This is a genomic window from Acinetobacter sp. 802_lipA (assembly GCF_058242885.1).
On record NZ_JBZAYP010000001.1, the window covers coordinates 1627836 to 1647120 of the forward strand.

The window sequence follows — 19285 nt, forward strand, 5'->3', positions numbered from 1 at the left end:
TTACATCTTTATAAGGTGTGTTTTAGAGGCGATGGAAAGCAATGACTTAGGAAAAATCAAAAGTTTTCTTCATCAAAACGATCTTGATCAATTTTATAGATATGAAAACTACGCTCCACTTGAACACCTAAACCAAATTCAATCATGAGAGCTGTTAATTTATTACCATCAATTAAAACAATGCCTGATTTTTTAGCCGACTCCATCGCCTCTTTACTAAAATTGGAAGTTGTAATAAAGACACCTTTCTTAGCTACTTGATCTGCCAGTGCGCCTTTAAATTGCTGTATCTCAGGCCGACCCACTGTATTTTCCCAGCGTTTAGCCTGAATATAAATTTTGTCTAAACCTAAACGGTCTTCACTAATAATTCCATCGATACCGCCATCACTAGTTTTGCCAATCGCTTGAGCGGCATCTTGATGCGATCCTCCATAACCCATAGCAACAAGTAAATCGACAACTAGTCTTTCAAAAAATGCGGGTGTTCTATCTTTGACCATTTGAAGTAAATCAGTTTTCAAATTAGAAATTAATAACTCCGTTGTACACTCTATCGTTTCTTCTGGTGTCTGCGTTTCTGCTAATACTTGTAACTTTTTTTCTTCATTGACAGTCGTATTTTCTTCACTGATATCATTCTTACGACCAAATTTAAACTCTCTAAAACTATCAAATTGAGATAAAAATTCATTAGTTATGGCATCTAGACCATTTAAATCAATTGTCTTCCCTAATTCACTAATCTCACAATATGCTCTCTGTGGCTGATTAATCAAACCCGCTTTTACTAAATATGTCTTTGACCAAGCAACCCGATCTTTAAAAATATTTTTGCCACTAGGTAAAGTCTGATTCAAAACTTCACTCGATAATTTTGAACGTTCAGCCAAAATATTTGCTGCATCTGATACTTTGATAGGTTTGTCCAATTCTGATAATAAAAGCATGAGAGGGAGTGCTAATTGATCATAAGTTGGTAAAGACATTTTCCACTCATATAAGATATTATTTTTACTCAGTATAAAATAAAAAGGACGCCTAAGCGTCCTTTCTAAAAATAATTTTCATCACTGCCTTAAGCATCTTGCACTTCGTTTTAAAGCTTCACTTTAAAACTCATTCATGACATAAAATCGGTAAAATGCGTTGCATTTTAAAACCCCGACTGCCGCGAGCATAGCTCTTGGCGTAATTTAGGCAAGATGCTTCGCTTCTTGAAAGCCTTTCTGCCGCAGGCGTAGCCTTTGGCGTAAAACTGGCATGAAGTGTTGCTTCATGAAAGCCCAGTTTTACTCCCATTCAATCGTTGCTGGTGGCTTAGACGACACGTCATAAACGACACGAGAAACATCTTTAATTTCGTTCATGATGCGTGTCGAAATTTTATCAACCAAATCATAAGGAAGATGTGCGAAACGCGCTGTCATAAAGTCAACCGTTTCAACAGCACGAAGTGCAATCACCCATGCATAACGACGACCATCACCGACGACACCAACAGATTTCACCGGTTGGAATACAGCAAATGCTTGCGCAGTTTTATCATACCAACCACTTGCACGAAGCTCTTGCATAAAGATATCATCTGCAAGACGTAAAATGTCTGCATATTCTTTCTTCACTTCACCCAAAATACGCACGCCCAAACCTGGACCTGGGAATGGATGACGATATAGCATTTCAAACGGTAAACCTAAAGTTGTACCTAAACGACGCACTTCATCTTTAAATAAATCACGGATTGGCTCAACCAATTCAAAAGCCAAGTCATCTGGTAAACCGCCCACATTATGGTGTGATTTAATCACATGCGCTTTACCATTTTTAGTTGCCGCAGATTCGATCACGTCTGGGTAAATCGTCCCTTGAGCAAGGAAGTTTACGCCATCAAGCTTACGCGCTTCTTCAGCAAAAACTTCGATGAACTCACGACCAATGATTTTACGTTTTTTCTCAGGATCAACTTCACCCGCAAGTGCAGTCAAGAAACGCTCTTCAGCATCGGCACGAATCACACGGATACCCATGTTTTTCGCAAACATGTCCATCACTTGCTCACCTTCGTTCAAACGAAGCAGACCATTGTCTACAAATACGCAAGTCAATTGATCACCAATCGCACGGTGTAAAAGCGCAGCAACAACCGAAGAATCCACACCACCCGACAGACCTAAAAGAACTTTTTGATCGCCAATTTGCTCACGTAATTGTTCAACGCGTAGGTCAATGATGTTTTCAGAGTTCCACAGGCTACGACAGCCACAAATGCTGTGTACAAAGTTCGATAATAACTCTGCACCTTTTGCAGTGTGCGTTACTTCTGGGTGGAACTGAATCCCGTAAAATCGACGCGTTTCATCCGAAACCATCGCCACTGGACAGCTTGGTGTGCTTGCAGTGATTTGGAAACCTTCAGGAATCGCTGTCACTTTGTCACCATGACTCATCCAGACTTTAAGTTGGTCTTTGGTGTCTTCAAGATCACCAATCAACTTGTCACGAACTTGGATGTTTACTTCGGCATAACCGAATTCATGTACAGTACCCGGCTCAACTTTACCGCCAAGCTGTGCAGACATGGTTTGTAAGCCATAGCAAATACCCAAAACTGGTACACCTAAGTTGAACACAACTTCTGGCGCACGAGGGCTGCCTTCTTCGTGTACGCTCTCAGGACCACCTGATAAGATGATACCGTTTGGATTAAATGCACGAATGTCTTCTTCAGACATGTCATAGGCATACATTTCAGAATATACACCAGCTTCACGTACGCGGCGTGCAATAAGCTGGCTATATTGAGAACCGAAATCCAAAATAAGGATACGATCTTCAGTAATTTGAGTATTGGTAGTCATGACAAACAACTATGAAAGGCAAACGAATATAAGCGCCGTATTCTAGCATTTTTCCGCGCATAACGCACATAATTCGGACAAGCTTTATACAACGCTTAAAACCCAATGGTTTTTATATCAAAAAGCACGCTTTCGCGTGCCTGATGTTTATTTCAAAACTTTTTCTATTTTAACGACTTCAATATCGGTCGGTTTATAACGATGTGTATCCACCTCACCCACAACCTGCACTTTATCGCCTGCTTTAATATTAGATGCTTTCCATAAATCGTCATCAATATCCAGCAAAATAACCCCTGTACCATCGCTGAACTCGTAGTGGTCTTCATTGAGATGTTTCAGCAGTGTGCCTTTTAAAGTGACCGCCGTTTCATCTTTGAGCTTTGCAATGGCTGACACAGAGACATGATTCTTTGCTGCTTCTTGTAAAATGATATGGTCATCTTTAGCCCATGCACTAGCGGCAAGACTTAGACTTGTAATACATAACCCTATTTTAAAAAGATTTTTCATTTTATTTTCCTCATGTTTTATTGATCTTGATCAAAACAAAAAATGAACGTCCACACCGTACTTTTTTGTAAATAAAAAAAAGCAGCATCGTGAATGCTGCTTTTCATTTTGAATTATTTTTCAATCAGATGATCTAGACTCATTTTTCCTGCACCATGTAGCATTAGAAAAAATAGACCACCTGCATGGCAAAATTTTTCATAAAATTAATGCTGGCTTGTGCGCCATCGTGAAAAATAAACGCCGTAATAACACTAAATAGGTCTAAGCCAAACGCAGCAAAGCGGGCTTGAAAACCAAATAACAGCGCTAAGCCACCACCAAACTCAACTAAAATGGTTAAAGGTAATAGCGCTCCAAGTCCTCATCGACTCCATATACCCTAAAGTTATGCTATAAGCTGAAATTTCTCCCTAGCCTGCAACAAGGAAAATATAAGCCATCAGTACACGGGGAATTAAAGCTAAAACTACATCTGTATTGGGTTGATTGACAATATTTTTGGCCACAACATTTCGATTAAATATTTTTACACCTTTAAATACGTTTTATTTGAAGTTGTAGCTATCTTAATGTTCTCTATTTTTAGAATAAATATCCATTTTCATCACACATCGTTTTAAGATAAGAACACTGATAACTAAATTTATTTACGTTTTAATACTGACTTCTGATAACGAGACTGCTAGGATTTCCGCACTCTTTTGCTTATTTGTGCCCCATGGAACTGATTGATTTTATATTACATGTCGATGACCATCTGCTTGAGTTTATCACCAACTATGGGGTTTGGATTTATGCAATTTTGTTTCTCATCATCTTTGTGGAAACAGGTTTGGTGGTCATGCCGTTTCTACCCGGCGACAGCTTATTGTTTGCCGCAGGTGCCTTAGCAGCATCAACGGGTGCAATGAACCCGTGGACTCTTGGTGTTTTACTTTTTATCGCAGCTGTACTGGGCGATACGCTGAATTATCACATTGGCCGTTATATTGGACCGCGCGTTTTTGAAATCGAATCCCGTTTCATCAATAAACAACACCTGATTAATACGCAAAAGTTCTTTGAAAAACATGGTGGTAAAACTATTATTTTTGCACGCTTTATCCCTTTTGCGCGAACCTTTGCACCTTTTGTAGCAGGTGCAGGAAAAATGGACTACAAATTTTTCCTGTCTTATAACCTGATTGGTGCATTCTGCTGGATTGGTTCATTTATTACTTTAGGCTATATTTTTGGTAATGTGCCTGTGGTCAAAGACAATTTCACGCATCTGATTTTCGGCATTATTATTATTAGTGTCTTGCCGGGGATTATTGGTTTTATTCGTGCCAAATTAAAGAAAAAATCAACCACTGAAGCTTAAGCAAAAAAGCGTAGAATCACGGGAAACATACACACCACCAACAACATGGCCGATCCTTTATATAATAGATCGGCTTTTATTTGTTTGGACTCACCCGATAAAATGGCACGGCCAAAAGACATCCAGAACAGTGCCGTTGGCAATAACACCAGACTAAACACCGCAAACACCAAAAAGAAATTGGTGGGATTATCCCAAGCTTCATAGGGAAAAATACCCGCAGCAAATAAGACCGCTTTCGGATTTTTCAAAGTAGAAAAAAACAATTGTTTAGGTCGAATCGAGGTAAAACGTTGATTATGTTTTTCTAAGTGCGAGCTTTTCCACAAATGAAAAGCCAACCAGAACACATAAACTGCACTGAGTACATGTAAAAGATCAATCAGATAAGGCCAAGTCGGGGTGCTGAGATGAATCAGGAGTGCCCATAAATTGATGGCATAGAAATACCCAAACAGTTCTGCGGGTACAAGTAAGCTGGTCTTCGCCAGACCTTGCTGATGTGCAGAGCTTGCAAGTAAAGCATTGGTTGGTCCCGGAATCATCAAGACAGCAATCATTGCCAATACAAACAGCCAACTCTCAATCATAGACATCCAACAACAGCATTAAAGATGCGCAATTTAGCCGAAAAAGAGCGGTTTCCTCAAGTCAAAGCGGAAAAAAACACAGAACCCATGAGGTAGAAAAGTGCAAAGAAAAACGATAGCCCTTTGTTTTATTGAAATTATTTTCGAAACATTTTGCTAAGATTTTAGTGACTGCTGAAAGGTTGAACCCTTCAGCAGGATGAATAAATGCGGCATTAATTCGCCTTATTTTGCACGTTAATCGCACAGCCTTTGAATTTTGCAGCCTGTACAATCGCTTCTTGCTGCCCCAAAAGTCGTGAAATTTCAGTTTTTTTGGTATTCGATGATTGTCCCATATTGACTGAAACACTTGGACCAAAGCCCCAACCGCCACCATGACTCCATCCACCACCCAGACCTAGACCCACGCCGACACCCGTACGTTTCGCAGTGGGTACACCTTCATCTAAATGTTGCTGAATCCGATTATATTCCGCTTGTAACTGTTGGCAGTTCAAAGCCTGATACTGTGTAGGAGAGACATAAGTCGGTTTAACTGTTGTGGCACAGGCGCTCAATAACAGCGTACTGCCCACTAAAAAAGCAATTGTGATCTTTTTCATGCTGAATCTCGCAGTTTATTATTCTCAATCTCATTGAACAATGATTGATAGGCCTGCGTCAATTTATGATCGTGTGCCAAATGAATCAAAGGTAAATTTTTGTGGTGCGATTCTTTCATCAGCACTGATGGGGGCAACATACTTTCTAGTACAGGAAGACCTTCATCCTTCAGCTGTTGCACCACTTCACGCGGAAGTTTGGCCTGCGCTTGGAACTGATTCACCACAATGCCTTCAATTTCTAAATGATCATTATGATCGTCTTGAGTTTCGAGCACATTTTCGATCAAAGTTTGCAATGCACGTTTAGAAAAGACATCACAATCAAACGGTATCAGGACTTTATTGGCTGCAATCAGTGCCGACAAAGTAAAAAAGTTAAAGGCTGGTGGTGTATCGATATAAACACGATCATATTTTCCAGCAAGCTGTTGTAACGCATCACGCAGTTTATAAATTTTATGTTTTGACTCTAAAGCATAAGCCAGTGCCCCGAGGCTAGGGCTGGCTGGAATCACATCCAAATTTTTAAAAGGGGATTGGTGTACATAACTTTCTAAACCTTTAGCTCGTCCTTTGAGAATTGAACCAATGGCACTGCCCAATAAACTTTTATTTTGAGTCGTTCCAAGCACTTCTTCAAAATAGTTTTCAATATTGGGTTCTAAAGCTGGTTTGTCTGCTGAATACGTTGCGTCATCGCCCAGCACATACTGACTCGAATTCGCTTGCGGATCGAGATCAATCAATAAGGTTCTTAGGCCTTGATGTGCACTAATTGCCGCCAAATTTACTGCAATACTGGACTTACCGACACCACCTTTTTGATTAAATACCACACGTGTATGCATGAAATCCCCTCCCTCTTGTTATTTTTCCGCTATAGATAGCAGTGTAGCGCAGAACAATCGCTGTGCCGATAATTATGTCTAACAATTAGCCAAAGTTTGGTTTAATCATGACTAAACCTAAAATGGATATCATCGCAACCACCGCTAAGAATAACCCCGCTCGGCGCTGTGTAAGTAAAATGCTGTCTTCTTTTTTATAAGCTTTCGACAAAGAGGATAACATCACTAAAAATAAAACCACTTTGGCATAAAACCATGTTTGCACATCAAAGTTTTTCATGACCAAAAGGGCAATGCCAGTCATTACAATCACCAGCATACTTAAGTGCTGAAGGGCTACAAAAGCTGTTCGACCTGCTGGATTGGGCTGATTGCCTTGGACGCCTTTAAATAGCGTCATGGCACGCGCCAAAATCACGACACATGCCAAGCTGACCGCACTCATATGCACGATCTTAATCAATAATTGTGTTTCCATGACTGAATCTCTGATTAGCTTTTCGGGGCATGTGCGCAATTTGGACTAGAAGTGTCTTGTCCTTGCCATTCTGTGGGTAAAAAGGCATGTATAGCCAAAGCATGAATTTTACCTGGACTGAGTAACTCTCCTGCTACCGCATAAATTTTTTGATGGCGTTGAACTAAACGCAATCCCTCAAAACTCTCACTCACCACGATCACTTTAAAATGTGACTCTTTCCCTGGGAAATAGCCGCCATGACCAGAAGATTCATTCACGACTTCTAAATGTGATGGGGAAAGCTGTTGTAAGCGTTCAATCAGTTGCTGCTCCAAGCTCATACCTGTCTCCAAAAATAATGATTCGTTCAGAGTATACCTGTTCCTTCAGGATGTTGAATGCGTAAAATCCTTTCAGTAGCATGAGGCACAACTTTTCACGAGCAAAATTTAAAAAAATCTCAAGACATCATCTAAAACTGGCTTTATTTTATGCAATTAAACTCAGCTTTTTCATAAAGCTATTGACCCTGAACTTGCTTGCTGTATCATACAGCGCTATGCGGGAATAGCTCAGTTGGTAGAGCACAACCTTGCCAAGGTTGGGGTCGCGAGTTCGAGTCTCGTTTCCCGCTCCAAATTTTTTTCAGTGTAAGTTTTAGCAAAAACTGCTCAATACGCGGGAATAGCTCAGTTGGTAGAGCACAACCTTGCCAAGGTTGGGGTCGCGAGTTCGAGTCTCGTTTCCCGCTCCATTTTTTAGTGTAAGTTTTTATAAAAACTGCTCAATACGCGGGAATAGCTCAGTTGGTAGAGCACAACCTTGCCAAGGTTGGGGTCGCGAGTTCGAGTCTCGTTTCCCGCTCCAAATTCAAAAAGCCCTGATCGAAAGATTGGGGCTTTTTCGTTGTTGATTTTAAATAACATTTTTTCTTTCAGTCTATAAAGCTATCAGCTTCAAAGTGAGTAAAAAGTTAAGTTAGATCAGTTAAGAGTGGGCTTACGTGACCAAAAGTGACCAAAACGTGCCCTATCAATGTCAACTATAGATCAACATGTTTAAGTTTTTGCATGAATTCTACTCAATATGAACTGAGTAATTTTTAAAAAAACCTGAAGCACTCCCTTATGGCTTTCATTAAAGCTTTTTAATCTCTTATAAAAAATGGTGACCAAATTTGGTCACCAAAAATACTTAATAAAAACAATATACTAACTAGAAAATTATTAAATTATATGACGCTTTTTATTAGCAATAATTATTCATCTGGCTTGAACTTTAATAAATCACCAACGTCTACATTTAACAATACGCACAATTTTTCTAATGTTTCAAAATCAATACGAGTTGATTGACCATTATAAAGCTTATGTAAAGTCGTCTTACTCATTCCGGTTGCCCGAGCTACATCTGCCACTTTCATTCTTCGTTCCGCCAAAAGAACAGGCAAGTTACAAACTATCATTAATTACCACCATTGTGTAATAAAGTACTTGCATGATGTATTAAACGCATTTATTATTGCATTATGATCTTAAATAACACCATTGTGATACTTTATAAAAGGATACAAACATGAATCTTACTTATATTACTACAAAAGAATTGGCAGAACGAATCCATTATAACGAACGTACCATTCGTAATCAGTTAAAGGATAGCGTTCTAATCGAAGGTATTCATTACATCCGCCCTTTTGGTGGACGCAAAATTTTATATGTATGGGAGCGTATTGAAGAAGATATGACTAAAACCACTTTAGGCTCGCTACACAGCCTACAACTTCAATAAGGAGGATATTATTATGGCTGCCATCCGTACTAGATACGGTAAGTTATGTGTCGATTTTCGATACTTAAACATCCGTTGTCGTGAAACAACAGCTCTTGAAGACAATGCTCCGAATCGCAAAAAGCTTGAAAAAGTGATTGAGCGAATGGAAGCGGAAATCTTATTGGGTATTTTTGACTATGCTAAGTACTTTCCAAAAAGTTCTCGTTTGAAAGAAATCAAAAATGCAGAAAACAGAGTAAATGAAATCAGCTCTAAAACACCTCTATTTTCAAAGTTCTGTGAAATCTGGTTCACTGATAAAGAAATAGAGTGGCGTACAAGTTATAAGGAGAAAATTCAAATTGTAATCAAAAAGTACTTGATCCCTTTTTTTGGCGCAATTCCTGTTATTAATATTAAAAAGTCAGACATTCTTGGATTCCGTTCATCCCTCGCCAAAGTGACTCACGGAAAAAACCAAGAATGCCTTTCACCATCAAGAATCAACCAGATTATGATAGTGCTTCGTATGATACTCGATAGTGCTGCCGAACGATATGAATTTGATAGCCCTTATAAAAATATCAAGAACTTAAAGCAAGGAAAGATTGAAGTAACACCTTTTTCATTAAAGGAAGTACACGCAATCCTTGCCACAGTTCGTGATGATTTTAAGCCTTATTATACTGTTCGATTTTTCACAGGTATGCGCACCAGTGAGATCGATGGCTTGCAATGGAAAAATGTGGACTTACAACGTCGGGAAATCCACATTCGTGAAGCATTGGTGAATGGGGAGCTTGGTGGAACCAAAACTTATGGTTCTGACCGCACGATCCAGATGAGTGATCGGGTTTATCAGGCCTTTCTGCAACAAAAAAGCTTAAATTCTGGAAAATCAGAATTTGTATTTTGTAATCGCGATGGTGGGCCGCTTGATTATCGCCTGGTCAATAAGCGTGTCTGGCATCCCCTGCTACGCTATTTAGGGCTAAAACCTCGTCGTGCTTATCAAACACGTCATACTGCAGCTACGCTCTGGCTGTCGGCAGGCGAGAACCCAGAATGGATTGCACGCCAGCTGGGACATTCAACGACTGAAATGCTATTCCGGGTCTATAGCCGTTACATCCCTAATGTTACGCGCCGCGATGGTAGTGCTTTTGAAGCCATGCTGGAGAGACTGAATACAGAGAAGCTTGTCCATGAACAGTAAAGCTTTTTTTGGCGGCGTAGTCGTTAGCCCAGAAGCAGATATGGTCGCTCGTGAATTAATCCATGAGCTACACATTCCCAAACTGCACAATCTGGCCTTTTTGCTGGAAATCAATAAATGCTTCGATGATCACCAAGCATTAAGACTCTGGCTACAGCGAATGCTGGATGAAGGGCAAGCTCATTACGATGACTTGGCTCAACAGGCCCGTTTCCGGTTAATGAGCCTAGCTCACTAATAAAACAATCATAAAAGGTCATCAAATCGATGACCTTAGCCCCTCTATACCTATAAAAAGGTGAACACATGCATAAAGATATTTCAATTTGGATGCCACTCTATATTGGCGACCTACAGGCAAAATTTGCACGAATGACGGCAGAACAAATTGGTGCGGCACTGCTGTTAATGATGGATTTCTGGAAAAATGGTGCCATTCCTCACGACCTAGCGACTGTTTGTAGCATCACGAAATTACCGCAGCACACCAAGGCTAAAACTTTGTTAAATACGCTGATGGCCCTAGAATTGTTTGAAGTCGAGTCTGAGCAGATTCATTCAAATTTCTTAAGCAGTTTAAAAAGCCAAGCATTGCAAAATCAGCAAATGAAATCTGATAAAGCTAAAAATGCAGCTCAAGTACGTTGGGGGAAATCCGCAAGTAATGCTCAAGCATCAGCCAAGCAACGAAAAGTAAATGCTCAAGCAGCTCCTGAGAAGAACCCGAGTATTACTCAAGTCATGCTTGAACCATGCCCTTCATCTTCATCTTCATCTTCATCTTCATCTTCATCTTCATCTTCATCTTCATCTTCATCTTCAAATTTTGAAGAAAAAAATGAGGATTTTTTAGAAAATTCCAAATGGATTTAGGAGAGTGATCATGAATACCATGCTTAAAACGCTCCAGTTTCGCACAGAAACAACGGAAACACTTTGCCCTACCCATCATATACCCCTGATGGAAATCGCTGGTCACAAGCTATGTAAATTGTGTGCCAAAGAAACCGTCCATCACTCACATGCAGCCTATGCAGATGAGTTGCAACAGCGATTGCTACAACAGAAAATCAAAAACTCAGGGCTCAATAAACGCTACCTGGATCGTGGCTTCAAGAATTATGTAGTTGCATGTCCTGCACAAGACAATGCCATCAAACTATGTCAGGCTTTTGCACAGCAGATTATTTCTGACCATTATCCAAACCTACTGCTCATTGGTACACCGGGTACAGGAAAGACTCATCTGAGTGCGTCAATCATTCGCAACATTCTGCATAACAGTACAAAATCTGCACGCTACTATACCAGCGCAGAAATTGCTCAAAAAATGATGGATACCTGGTCAGATGCTTCACGCTCTGAGAAAGAAGTCATCGACCATTTCTCCAGTTTTGATTTATTGGTGATTGATGAATATGGCCTGCATGACCGGCATGAAAAACGCCTGGAGATGGTGCATAAGGTCTTATATAGCCGTTATGACAACATGAAATCTACTCTGCTGATTTCCAACTTCACAGTCCAAAATATGCAGCGAGATTTAGGTGTCCGATTATGGTCACGATTACATGAAAACAATTTGATTGTAGTACCGTGTTATTGGGATGATAGACGCATCACCGGATAAAAGAAGTCTTTACTACCGCCAATTATCTTATTGATATAATTGGCATTTTTTATAATTAATTTCTAAAAATCTCAACTTTATTCTCTAAAATATAGACAGAAAAATTCTAGAAAAAGAGAGGAAATCCTATCATTTTATGTTGAAAATCATAAAGTTCATTAATGAATTACCGGTATCAAAATAATTACTACCGAATAGCGTACTTATTAATAGGACTTACGCAAAGACGACCGAAGGCGAGTTATCTTAATCAATTTTTGAGCTTACAAGCAGGGGTTACGATGAAAATTTTTTGGTTTATACCGACACATGGCGACAGTCGTTATTTAGGCACGAGTAAAGGGGCAAGAACCGTTGACCATACCTATATGAAGCAAATTGCAGTGGCAGCCGATAACCTTGGCTATGAGGGCGTGTTGATTCCGACAGGTCGCTCATGTGAAGACCCTTGGTTGGTCGCCGCTAGTCTCATTGATGCGACCACTCGCTTAAAGTTTTTGGTGGCATTACGCCCTGGGGTGACGACACCCGCGCTTGCTGCTCGCATGACAGGCACCTTTGATCGATTATCAAATGGTCGATTGCTGCTTAATCTGGTCACAGGCGGCGATGAACAAGAGCTTAAAGGCGATGGCATCTTTGAAGACCACGCGACGCGTTATCAGACAGCCAGTGAATACACCACGATTTGGCGAGAGATTTTGACTCGCTCGCACACAGGCGAATCCTTTACTTTTAACGGTGAACGCTTGCAAGTAGAAGATGCTAAATTGCTGTACCCCCCTCTACAACAGCCATATCCGCCCTTGTGGTTTGGCGGTTCATCTGAGGCGGCGCAAACACTGGCTGCCGAACAAGTTGACAGTTATTTGACGTGGGGTGAGCCGCCTGCCGCCGTCAAAGAGAAGATTGAGCAGCTTAAAACCAAAGCCGCTGCCAAAGGTCGTACATTAAGCTATGGTATTCGTCTGCACGTGATTGTGCGTGAAACCAATGAAGCCGCTTGGCAAGCCGCTGATGAATTATTGAGTCATGTGAATGACGACACCATTGCCGCTGCCCAAGCCAAATTTGCCCAAATGGACTCGGTGGGACAACAACGTATGGCAGCCTTGCATGGCGGTCGCCGTGATAACTTAGAAATTTCGCCCAACTTATGGGCAGGGATTGGACTGGTACGTGGTGGCGCAGGCACCGCACTGGTGGGCGACCCACAAACTGTTGCCGCGCGTATTCAAGAGTATGCCGATTTGGGCATTGATAACTTTATTTTTTCAGGCTATCCACACTTAGAAGAGGCGTATCGGTTTGCTGAATTGGTTTTCCCATTATTACCGAAAGACACCCAAAACACCTTGGTCAAGCCAAATTTGACAGGACCGTTTGGTGAGATTGTCGCTAATAACTATGCACCACCGCAACAAACCCGTGACACTGCAACCCCAAAAACACCTACCACTGCTGCACCTAAACACGCCATCGCCTCTTAAATTCATCTTAAAGACATATTAAAGGCGTCTTCAATGCTTGTGATAAAACGTGCTAATTAAAGCACGTTTTTCGCTTCGTCTATACCTATCATTAGACACCTATCATCCGACAGGGTGTGTGGAATCCACCCTAGCCATGATAAACATCTTTTAACTGATAAACCTTTTAACTGATAGACTTTGTTTTAAAAAGTGGTAGCCAGTTATACGGTGAGATTAGACCAGCAAGCTACTTTGCTAAAGTTAATCATCAAGGTGTCAATATCCCAACTTTTTTAGCAAATGCAACACAGGAAAAATGACTTCTCTATAGCTAGGTTATATTCGGGATGTGAATAACCTATTGATAGTAATGAATATTTTTTAAGCCAACACTGTTAGTTTTACGGTCTCTAGTATGTCATTTTTTAATCAATAGCTTAGTTGTGTAATTTTATGGGTGATAAAAGTTATTTTAACGCTTTTGCTTTTTGCGGCTTATATAATAAAAAAGATTTAAATTTTAAATCATAAAACAATGGGATAAATAAATTTAAATCATGCACTTCAATTAATGATCAACTAACTATAAGGGCAATAAATATGACAACTGAAAACAATGAAAAACTTTCTTTATTAGACGATGTGGCATTAAAAGCCCAAATGCTCATGGCAAATCTAAAAGAGGGCGCTAATGATGGCTATGACCATTCTGTCACCAGTGCCGGTGAAAAGGGCTTAAAATCAGGCAAAGTGTCTGAACTCACCGCCATCGCCCCCTTAACCAAAGATGGGGCAGCTCGTATCAAACGAATTTTAGAAATCACCAAAGGCAATCTTGCAGGGGCGACCAATGTAGGCACCTTGCATGATTTGCGGTTGGTGTTTTTAGACAATGACACCAAGCTACTGTTTTGTACCGCCTATGATGGCGATTGGGACGCCTACATCAATGACTTTGCTACCAAAATTCCAGAACTCATGGACTTGATTTTTGGCAATGTAGAGGGTTGGCCTGGGATTAAAAGCCCGACTGTCAAGCAATTTATCCTTGACCATCAGATTACCGCTACCGGTTGGTATGTGGGTGTACCGCATCTGACGGTTCGTGATATTGCGCGTAATGACAAAATCGTGCGTGGCATTAATAAAGCCATTGAACAAGCCCAATAAGCCTGCTTAGAACCTGTATTCACCCTATCACGTTTATCGTACTATTATAAGGGTACTATTCCAAGCGTACTCTGAATGGGCAAGCTTTAGGTTAAAATTTCGGTACAAAAGCCATTTGTTGCGTGATTTTTACCATAAGCGGTATTTTTTAGCGTGTTGCATTGTGAACAGGTTCTTAGCATCAAATTTTTAAAATTCCCTGCTAGGAACGACCATGAATAACGACAACCCAGCGAATGAAAGCCTACTTGGCAAATTAAAAACCCATCTACAAGATGGTATCGAGCATGGCATAGATGCCATTAAAGACAAATTTGAACACAGCGATATACCCGCTGAAAAAGTCAGTGTCAAAGAACGGGTACACGAAGCGAAACAAAAAATCGGCACGCAGCTGCACAGCGTCATGACACGGGCAACGAACGCTATCTATCCCAATATCGCCACGATGGAGCTTGAGGATATTCAAGCTATTATTTTGCATGACCGCCCTGCGCCTTACTACGGCACGCTTGTCGCGCTAAAAGTCAATGACAGCAACGCAGGTCGTGAATTATTAAAAGCGGTATTACCAAACGTCAAAGGCTCAAAAAATTTCCGAAAAGACATGGATGCCAATTTGACCATTGTGATGACGTATGAGGGGCTAAAAGCTTTAGGCTTACCGCAAAGCTCGCTTGATTCTTTCCCAGAAAATTTCAAAACAGGGATGGCAGGCCGCTCCGATATCTTGGGTGACAAAGGTGACAATGACCCGAGTAACTGGCTTGCGCCATTTGGTGATAAAGGCGATATTCATATTTGCGGCGCGGTGATTGCCAATAGCCAAGAAAAATGGCAAGCCAAACTTGCCGAACTTAAACAGGCGTTTGCCCCTTATCTAGATACCAGCCGTAACGCGATCGAAATCTTGGTGGAACATGATTTTGGCGTAGATGGTGACGTCAAAAACGTGTTTGGTTATCGCGATGGCATCAGTAACCCAGAAGTGGATGGCAGTGGTATCACCCTTGAAAATAACACCGAACGCCCGATTGCGGCAGGTGAATTTGTGTTAGGTTATAAAGGTGAGGCGGGCGTGGTACCCCCCATGCCACAGCCTGAAGTATTGGGAAAAAACGGCTCATTTATGGTACTGCGAAAATACCGCAGTAATGTGGCTGACTTTCACCGCTATTGCCTTGAACAAAGCGACAATGACCCAGCTAAAGCCGATAAATTGGGGGCAAAAATGTTTGGCCGCTGGCGTTCGGGTGCCCCCATCACCCTAAGCCCAGACCATGATGATGAAGCCCTCGGTAAAGACAATGTAGCAAACAATAAATTTGACTACACGGACGATCCCTATGGCAAAGGCTGCCCATTTGGTGCCCATGCTCGCCGTATGAACCCCCGTAATACCAAAGATTTTATTCTAAGCGATGTGCGTCTTCACCGTATCATCCGCCGTAGCGTTTCGTATGGCGATATCGTGCCGCCCAACGTGACCCAAGACGATGGTCAAGAGCGGGGTCTATTTTTTATCGGTATCAACGCGCATGCCATGGACACGCTTGAGTTTTTGCAAAGTCAATGGATTAATGACGGTAACTTTATGAACCTTGGGGAAGAGCGTGACCCAATGCTAGGCGTACACGCAGGTAGTGACGCTGATAGCGATGTGTTCACCGTACCCGATGAGCCAATTCGTAAGCGTCATACCAATATTTTGCAATTTAATACCCTACAAGGCGGTGAATATCTTTTTGTACCGAGCTTGTCGGCACTTAAATGGATTAGTGAGCTTAACGAAAATTCATATTAGTGTAAAACTAAATAAAAAAGGTTAGGCGTTTTAGTACACTTAACCTTATAAAATAATGAAAATAACAGAGGACAATCATCATGCTAAATAAATTATTCGGTGGTCGTTATGCCAAGTTTGACCCAGCCATCGACCAGCTTACGAGCGACGATGAAAAAGCCATCGACCAAATCACCGCAGATATTCGTGACTATATCGGCAAATCAGACACGGTTAGCAAAATCAATTATCACACCCGAGATGCCCATGCCAAAGGCTACTGTGCGTTAAAAGCCAACTTTGAGATTTTACCAAAACTGCCCAAAGAATATGCCCAAGGTATCTATGCCAAACCCGCTCGCCATGAAGCGGTGATTCGTTTTTCTAACGGTTCATCTCGTGTGGCTGCCGACAACAAGTTGGGACTTTCTCAAGGGTTGGCGATTAAAGTCTTTGGTGTCAAAGGCGACAAATTACTGCCAGATGAGCCAGATAGCCCAAACTTTGACTACAATCTGATTAATTTTCCTATTTTCTTTTGTAATACTATCCAAGACTATAGTTATATTTCACGGCTATTTTTACAATTAAATGATTATTTTGCCAAAGGCGCGAAAGGGCAAGCCAAATTTGCCTTTGACTGGATTACCCAATATGGCAAAAAACTGCCATCCAAAGAATCCCTCAAGACTTTTAGGGCTTTTAGTAAGTTTAAAACCATCAAACCGCAAAATACCTTGTTATACAGTTTTTACTCACAAGGGGCGGTGCGTCATGGCGACTATATGGCGAAAATCCGTGTCGCCCCGACCAAAGCGTCACAAGCCAAAATCAAACGCCGAGATCTCGATGTCAATGCCACCAGCGAGGCGATTCGTCCTCTGATTTTACAAGAAATCCGTCAGCACGATTATGAGTTTGATGTGCAAATCCAGCTGTGCCGTAACTTAAAAGACCAACCCATTAATGACTTGACCAAAGAATGGGATGAAAAAGACGCCCCGTTTGTGACAGTGGCAAAACTCACCATCCCTTGCCAAGATGTGCCGGATGACGGTAATTTTGACATTATGGAACACTTGTCATTTACCCCGTTTCGCTGTATTGAAGCCAACCGTCCGATTGGTAATTTGCAACATGCGCGACTGCGTGCCTATCAGACCGCCTCGACCACTCGCCATCGTTTAAATCATAAAAAACGTGCCGAGCCAATCAATCTAAAACAGGCATTTGATAAAGATTTTTCTCTGTACACGACAAATTTCACAGAACCCTTATCCTATCAGGATTCTGCCTTCTTAAAATTGCCAAAATTTCCTTAAACTCTTCTTTTTTCCCAAAACCAATTAAACGCTGAATCGCCATTTGAACATAGTCTAAACCATAGCGAAATAAACTCATTGAGAGTCGTCCATGCTTCTTTATTTTTATCGCTTTTTTTTGATCATGTTGCCATTCACCCGTTAAGTAACACCAACAGAAGCTTATAGCTAACACCGCAATCAATTTTTTCACTCGTCTAGCGTCTGTCAAGCGCGTATTTTCAAGATTGAATCCTCGTCCTTTGAGACAACTGAATAAGGTTTCAATTTCCCAGCGTAATGCATAATCCTGAATAGCATTGGCATTAAACTGAGGAGAAACGACGAGTAAAAGCTCTCCATTTTCTAACTGTAGTGCACTCATATATAGTTTCACCCGACCAACCAAAATCCGTCGTTTACGACATTCAATTTGACCAAGTTGAAGATGGCGAAATAAATCACTAATTTTATGATTCTTCCCTAAATGATTGGTGACAATGAAGTTTTTTTAACACGAATGCAGAAGTTGATGTCTTGTTCAATTAACCATGTAAACCACTGCTCACCGATAAACTCTCTGTCTGCGAACACATTCACAATACGGTCTTTACCAAAAATGGATATAAAGCGTTGAATCAAAGCAATCCGCTCTTTCGTATCTGAATTTCCACGTTTATTAAGCAATGTCCAAACGATAGGTATCGCTATTCCACGATAAACGATCGCAAGCATCAGGATATTAATATTTCGTTTTCCCCATTTCCAATTGGTTCTATCTAAAGTCAGTTGCACTTGGTCGAATGAAAACATATTGAAAATCAACCGAGAAATTTGACGATAATCAAAATACTGACCTGCAAAGAAGCGCTGCATACGTCGATAAAATGATTGTGGTAAGCACTTGATGGGCAAGGCTTTAGATGCAGAAGAAAGATTACATGTTTGCTTTAAAATAATCACAAGCATGATGAGCGCAAAGCACTTTAAATGTGACTTGTTCCATTTTAGAGATTTGTTTAAGATAAGATATAACTCATTGAGATGTGTCATAGTATTCGTCGTTAGAAAACAATTATTATGACATTATTTCAATGAGTTATCTATTTTTGTCGTGTACAGAGAAGATTTTTATAACCTTTAAATTTGGCAAAAAACCAGTAGCGGGGCGGTTATGGGGGCATTGTTTGGGGTAAAATTTCACCCATTGGGTAAAAAACTACATCGCCTTTAATCATTCAAAAACCGTTAGCCTGTGACTGGGCTAACGGTTTTTTACCTTTTTACGCCATTAAACTGGCTTTGTTGCACAAATATGTAAGCATCTGATTTAAATAAATTTAATTTTGGATCAAAAAATAATCAAAACTTTTAAAATCAAATAGTTATGAAATCTTTGTGCAACAAAGCCGATTGAAAATCAGATGCGTCCCTGGGCGTTGGGGCGCAAGAACTGGCTGTTTGCAGGTTCGCTGCGCAGTGGTCAGCGAGCGGCAAACATCATGACGTTAATCCAGTCAGCAAAGCTGAATGGCTTGGATCCGTATGCCTATTTAAGTGATGTGCTGAAAAGGCTGCCGACACACAAAGTGACCCAAATTGAAGAGTTACTGCCACACCGCTGGAAACCTAAATCGAATTAAAAAATAGGCATGGGGTTCAGCGGACGCTTACGTTCAGCGGACGCTTACTGC

At 40.9% G+C, this 19285-nt stretch carries 19 protein-coding genes, 3 tRNA genes and 3 pseudogenes; 14 read left to right on the plus strand and 11 right to left on the minus strand.

Annotated elements, in window-relative coordinates; all coding sequences use genetic code 11:
* Nucleotides 1-56: 56 nt before the first annotated feature.
* The 4 genes and pseudogenes from AC4CU3_RS08180 to AC4CU3_RS08195 form a co-directional block, all read right to left on the minus strand.
* Entirely contained in the window at nt 57-989 is a 933-nt protein-coding gene (locus AC4CU3_RS08180; protein WP_234954970.1) for a restriction endonuclease, read from the minus strand.
* A 303-nt stretch (nt 990-1292) separates the two neighbouring features.
* Nucleotides 1293-2861, minus strand: a complete 1569-nt coding sequence (gene guaA, locus AC4CU3_RS08185; protein ID WP_062031711.1) for a glutamine-hydrolyzing GMP synthase — start codon at nt 2859-2861, stop codon at nt 1293-1295.
* Between the two features lie 147 nt (nt 2862-3008).
* A complete protein-coding gene (locus AC4CU3_RS08190; protein WP_490738087.1) occupies nt 3009-3374 on the minus strand; it encodes a NirD/YgiW/YdeI family stress tolerance protein in 366 nt (121 codons plus the stop codon).
* A 113-nt stretch (nt 3375-3487) separates the two neighbouring features.
* Nucleotides 3488-3901 (minus strand): annotated as a pseudogene (locus AC4CU3_RS08195) (DoxX family protein).
* A 194-nt stretch (nt 3902-4095) separates the two neighbouring features.
* On the opposite strand from AC4CU3_RS08195, the gene AC4CU3_RS08200 reads away from it, so the two are divergent.
* Nucleotides 4096-4740 carry a DedA family protein gene (locus tag AC4CU3_RS08200; protein WP_004684377.1) on the plus strand — a complete coding sequence of 215 codons (645 nt, stop codon included), beginning with the start codon at nt 4096-4098 and terminating at the stop codon, nt 4738-4740.
* Here the strand turns inward: AC4CU3_RS08200 and AC4CU3_RS08205 are convergent.
* The 5 genes from AC4CU3_RS08205 to AC4CU3_RS08225 all read right to left on the minus strand — a co-directional run bounded on the left by AC4CU3_RS08205 (nt 4737) and on the right by AC4CU3_RS08225 (nt 7587).
* Nucleotides 4737-5330: a LysE family translocator gene (locus AC4CU3_RS08205; RefSeq protein WP_490738089.1), complete on the minus strand. Its 594-nt coding sequence runs from the start codon at nt 5328-5330 to the stop codon at nt 4737-4739. The genes AC4CU3_RS08200 and AC4CU3_RS08205 overlap by 4 nt on opposite strands.
* Nucleotides 5331-5545: 215 nt before the next feature.
* Complete coding sequence (locus tag AC4CU3_RS08210; protein ID WP_490738090.1) at nt 5546-5935, minus strand: hypothetical protein; 390 nt, start codon at nt 5933-5935, stop codon at nt 5546-5548.
* On the minus strand, nt 5932-6786 hold the full coding sequence (locus tag AC4CU3_RS08215; RefSeq protein WP_125280590.1) for a ParA family protein: 855 nt from the start codon (nt 6784-6786) through the stop codon (nt 5932-5934). The genes AC4CU3_RS08210 and AC4CU3_RS08215 overlap by 4 nt, the downstream gene beginning before the upstream one ends.
* Nucleotides 6787-6871: 85 nt before the next feature.
* Nucleotides 6872-7264 carry a SirB2 family protein gene (locus tag AC4CU3_RS08220; protein WP_183175643.1) on the minus strand — a complete coding sequence of 131 codons (393 nt, stop codon included), beginning with the start codon at nt 7262-7264 and terminating at the stop codon, nt 6872-6874.
* Between the two features lie 14 nt (nt 7265-7278).
* Nucleotides 7279-7587 (minus strand): BolA family protein, encoded by a 309-nt coding sequence (locus AC4CU3_RS08225; RefSeq protein WP_183175644.1) that lies wholly within the window; start codon nt 7585-7587, stop codon nt 7279-7281.
* A gap of 220 nt (nt 7588-7807) precedes the next feature.
* Between AC4CU3_RS08225 and AC4CU3_RS08230 the strand changes: the two genes are divergently transcribed.
* From AC4CU3_RS08230 to AC4CU3_RS08240, 3 genes are all read left to right on the plus strand, one after another.
* A tRNA-Gly gene (locus tag AC4CU3_RS08230) sits at nt 7808-7883 on the plus strand.
* Between the two features lie 41 nt (nt 7884-7924).
* Nucleotides 7925-8000 (plus strand) — tRNA-Gly (locus tag AC4CU3_RS08235).
* A 37-nt stretch (nt 8001-8037) separates the two neighbouring features.
* A tRNA-Gly gene (locus AC4CU3_RS08240) sits at nt 8038-8113 on the plus strand.
* Between the two features lie 391 nt (nt 8114-8504).
* On the opposite strand, the gene AC4CU3_RS08245 is transcribed toward AC4CU3_RS08240, so the two are convergent.
* A complete protein-coding gene (locus tag AC4CU3_RS08245; RefSeq protein WP_004280956.1) occupies nt 8505-8711 on the minus strand; it encodes a helix-turn-helix domain-containing protein in 207 nt (68 codons plus the stop codon).
* A gap of 110 nt (nt 8712-8821) precedes the next feature.
* Here AC4CU3_RS08245 and AC4CU3_RS08250 point away from each other — a divergent pair, with 110 nt between their 5' ends.
* The 9 genes and pseudogenes from AC4CU3_RS08250 to AC4CU3_RS08290 form a co-directional block, all read left to right on the plus strand.
* Nucleotides 8822-9037: a hypothetical protein gene (locus AC4CU3_RS08250; protein ID WP_001054887.1), complete on the plus strand. Its 216-nt coding sequence runs from the start codon at nt 8822-8824 to the stop codon at nt 9035-9037.
* A 13-nt stretch (nt 9038-9050) separates the two neighbouring features.
* Nucleotides 9051-10235: a site-specific integrase gene (locus tag AC4CU3_RS08255; RefSeq protein WP_004883936.1), complete on the plus strand. Its 1185-nt coding sequence runs from the start codon at nt 9051-9053 to the stop codon at nt 10233-10235.
* A complete protein-coding gene (locus AC4CU3_RS08260) occupies nt 10225-10473 on the plus strand; it encodes a hypothetical protein (RefSeq protein ID WP_001084944.1) in 249 nt (82 codons plus the stop codon). Before AC4CU3_RS08255 ends, AC4CU3_RS08260 begins: the two co-directional genes overlap by 11 nt.
* Nucleotides 10474-10541: 68 nt before the next feature.
* A complete protein-coding gene (locus AC4CU3_RS08265) occupies nt 10542-11108 on the plus strand; it encodes a DUF1376 domain-containing protein (protein WP_151763260.1) in 567 nt (188 codons plus the stop codon).
* Between the two features lie 10 nt (nt 11109-11118).
* Complete coding sequence (locus AC4CU3_RS08270) at nt 11119-11865, plus strand: ATP-binding protein (RefSeq protein WP_002058176.1); 747 nt, start codon at nt 11119-11121, stop codon at nt 11863-11865.
* 281 nt (nt 11866-12146) lie between these two features.
* The gene (gene ssuD / locus AC4CU3_RS08275) at nt 12147-13355 is read left to right on the plus strand and encodes an FMNH2-dependent alkanesulfonate monooxygenase (protein WP_004883940.1); all 1209 of its coding nucleotides are present in this window, start codon (nt 12147-12149) and stop codon (nt 13353-13355) included.
* 582 nt (nt 13356-13937) lie between these two features.
* Complete coding sequence (locus tag AC4CU3_RS08280) at nt 13938-14507, plus strand: hypothetical protein (RefSeq protein WP_004280952.1); 570 nt, start codon at nt 13938-13940, stop codon at nt 14505-14507.
* Nucleotides 14508-14721: 214 nt separating this feature from the next.
* Nucleotides 14722-16311 (plus strand): Dyp-type peroxidase, encoded by a 1590-nt coding sequence (locus AC4CU3_RS08285; RefSeq protein WP_044112365.1) that lies wholly within the window; start codon nt 14722-14724, stop codon nt 16309-16311.
* Between the two features lie 80 nt (nt 16312-16391).
* Nucleotides 16392-17534, plus strand: a pseudogene (locus AC4CU3_RS08290) (catalase family protein); the annotation flags it as partial.
* A 19-nt stretch (nt 17535-17553) separates the two neighbouring features.
* On the opposite strand, the gene AC4CU3_RS08295 reads toward AC4CU3_RS08290, so the two are convergent.
* Nucleotides 17554-18644 (minus strand): IS4 family transposase gene (locus tag AC4CU3_RS08295; RefSeq protein ID WP_490738091.1). Its coding sequence is split into 2 segments (ribosomal slippage): nt 17554-18104 and nt 18104-18644, totalling 1092 coding nucleotides; the frame shifts between segments, so codons are not numbered across the junction.
* A gap of 359 nt (nt 18645-19003) precedes the next feature.
* Here AC4CU3_RS08295 and AC4CU3_RS08300 point away from each other — a divergent pair.
* Nucleotides 19004-19234 (plus strand): annotated as a pseudogene (locus AC4CU3_RS08300) (transposase domain-containing protein); the annotation flags it as partial.
* Nucleotides 19235-19285 lie beyond the last annotated feature (51 nt).

Excerpts from the sequence above, each read along its gene's own strand:
- AC4CU3_RS08180 (WP_234954970.1), bottom strand. The coding sequence starts at position 989 with ATGTCTTTACCAACTTATGATCAATTAGCACTCCCTCTCATGCTTTTA.
- guaA (WP_062031711.1), bottom strand. The coding sequence starts at position 2,861 with ATGACTACCAATACTCAAATTACTGAAGATCGTATCCTTATTTTGGAT.
- AC4CU3_RS08190 (WP_490738087.1), bottom strand. The coding sequence starts at position 3,374 with ATGAAAAATCTTTTTAAAATAGGGTTATGTATTACAAGTCTAAGTCTT.
- AC4CU3_RS08200 (WP_004684377.1), top strand. The coding sequence starts at position 4,096 with ATGGAACTGATTGATTTTATATTACATGTCGATGACCATCTGCTTGAG.
- AC4CU3_RS08205 (WP_490738089.1), bottom strand. The coding sequence starts at position 5,330 with ATGATTGAGAGTTGGCTGTTTGTATTGGCAATGATTGCTGTCTTGATG.
- AC4CU3_RS08210 (WP_490738090.1), bottom strand. The coding sequence starts at position 5,935 with ATGAAAAAGATCACAATTGCTTTTTTAGTGGGCAGTACGCTGTTATTG.
- AC4CU3_RS08215 (WP_125280590.1), bottom strand. The coding sequence starts at position 6,786 with ATGCATACACGTGTGGTATTTAATCAAAAAGGTGGTGTCGGTAAGTCC.
- AC4CU3_RS08220 (WP_183175643.1), bottom strand. The coding sequence starts at position 7,264 with ATGGAAACACAATTATTGATTAAGATCGTGCATATGAGTGCGGTCAGC.
- AC4CU3_RS08225 (WP_183175644.1), bottom strand. The coding sequence starts at position 7,587 with ATGAGCTTGGAGCAGCAACTGATTGAACGCTTACAACAGCTTTCCCCA.
- AC4CU3_RS08245 (WP_004280956.1), bottom strand. The coding sequence starts at position 8,711 with ATGATAGTTTGTAACTTGCCTGTTCTTTTGGCGGAACGAAGAATGAAA.
- AC4CU3_RS08250 (WP_001054887.1), top strand. The coding sequence starts at position 8,822 with ATGAATCTTACTTATATTACTACAAAAGAATTGGCAGAACGAATCCAT.
- AC4CU3_RS08255 (WP_004883936.1), top strand. The coding sequence starts at position 9,051 with ATGGCTGCCATCCGTACTAGATACGGTAAGTTATGTGTCGATTTTCGA.
- AC4CU3_RS08260 (WP_001084944.1), top strand. The coding sequence starts at position 10,225 with ATGAACAGTAAAGCTTTTTTTGGCGGCGTAGTCGTTAGCCCAGAAGCA.
- AC4CU3_RS08265 (WP_151763260.1), top strand. The coding sequence starts at position 10,542 with ATGCATAAAGATATTTCAATTTGGATGCCACTCTATATTGGCGACCTA.
- AC4CU3_RS08270 (WP_002058176.1), top strand. The coding sequence starts at position 11,119 with ATGAATACCATGCTTAAAACGCTCCAGTTTCGCACAGAAACAACGGAA.
- ssuD (WP_004883940.1), top strand. The coding sequence starts at position 12,147 with ATGAAAATTTTTTGGTTTATACCGACACATGGCGACAGTCGTTATTTA.
- AC4CU3_RS08280 (WP_004280952.1), top strand. The coding sequence starts at position 13,938 with ATGACAACTGAAAACAATGAAAAACTTTCTTTATTAGACGATGTGGCA.
- AC4CU3_RS08285 (WP_044112365.1), top strand. The coding sequence starts at position 14,722 with ATGAATAACGACAACCCAGCGAATGAAAGCCTACTTGGCAAATTAAAA.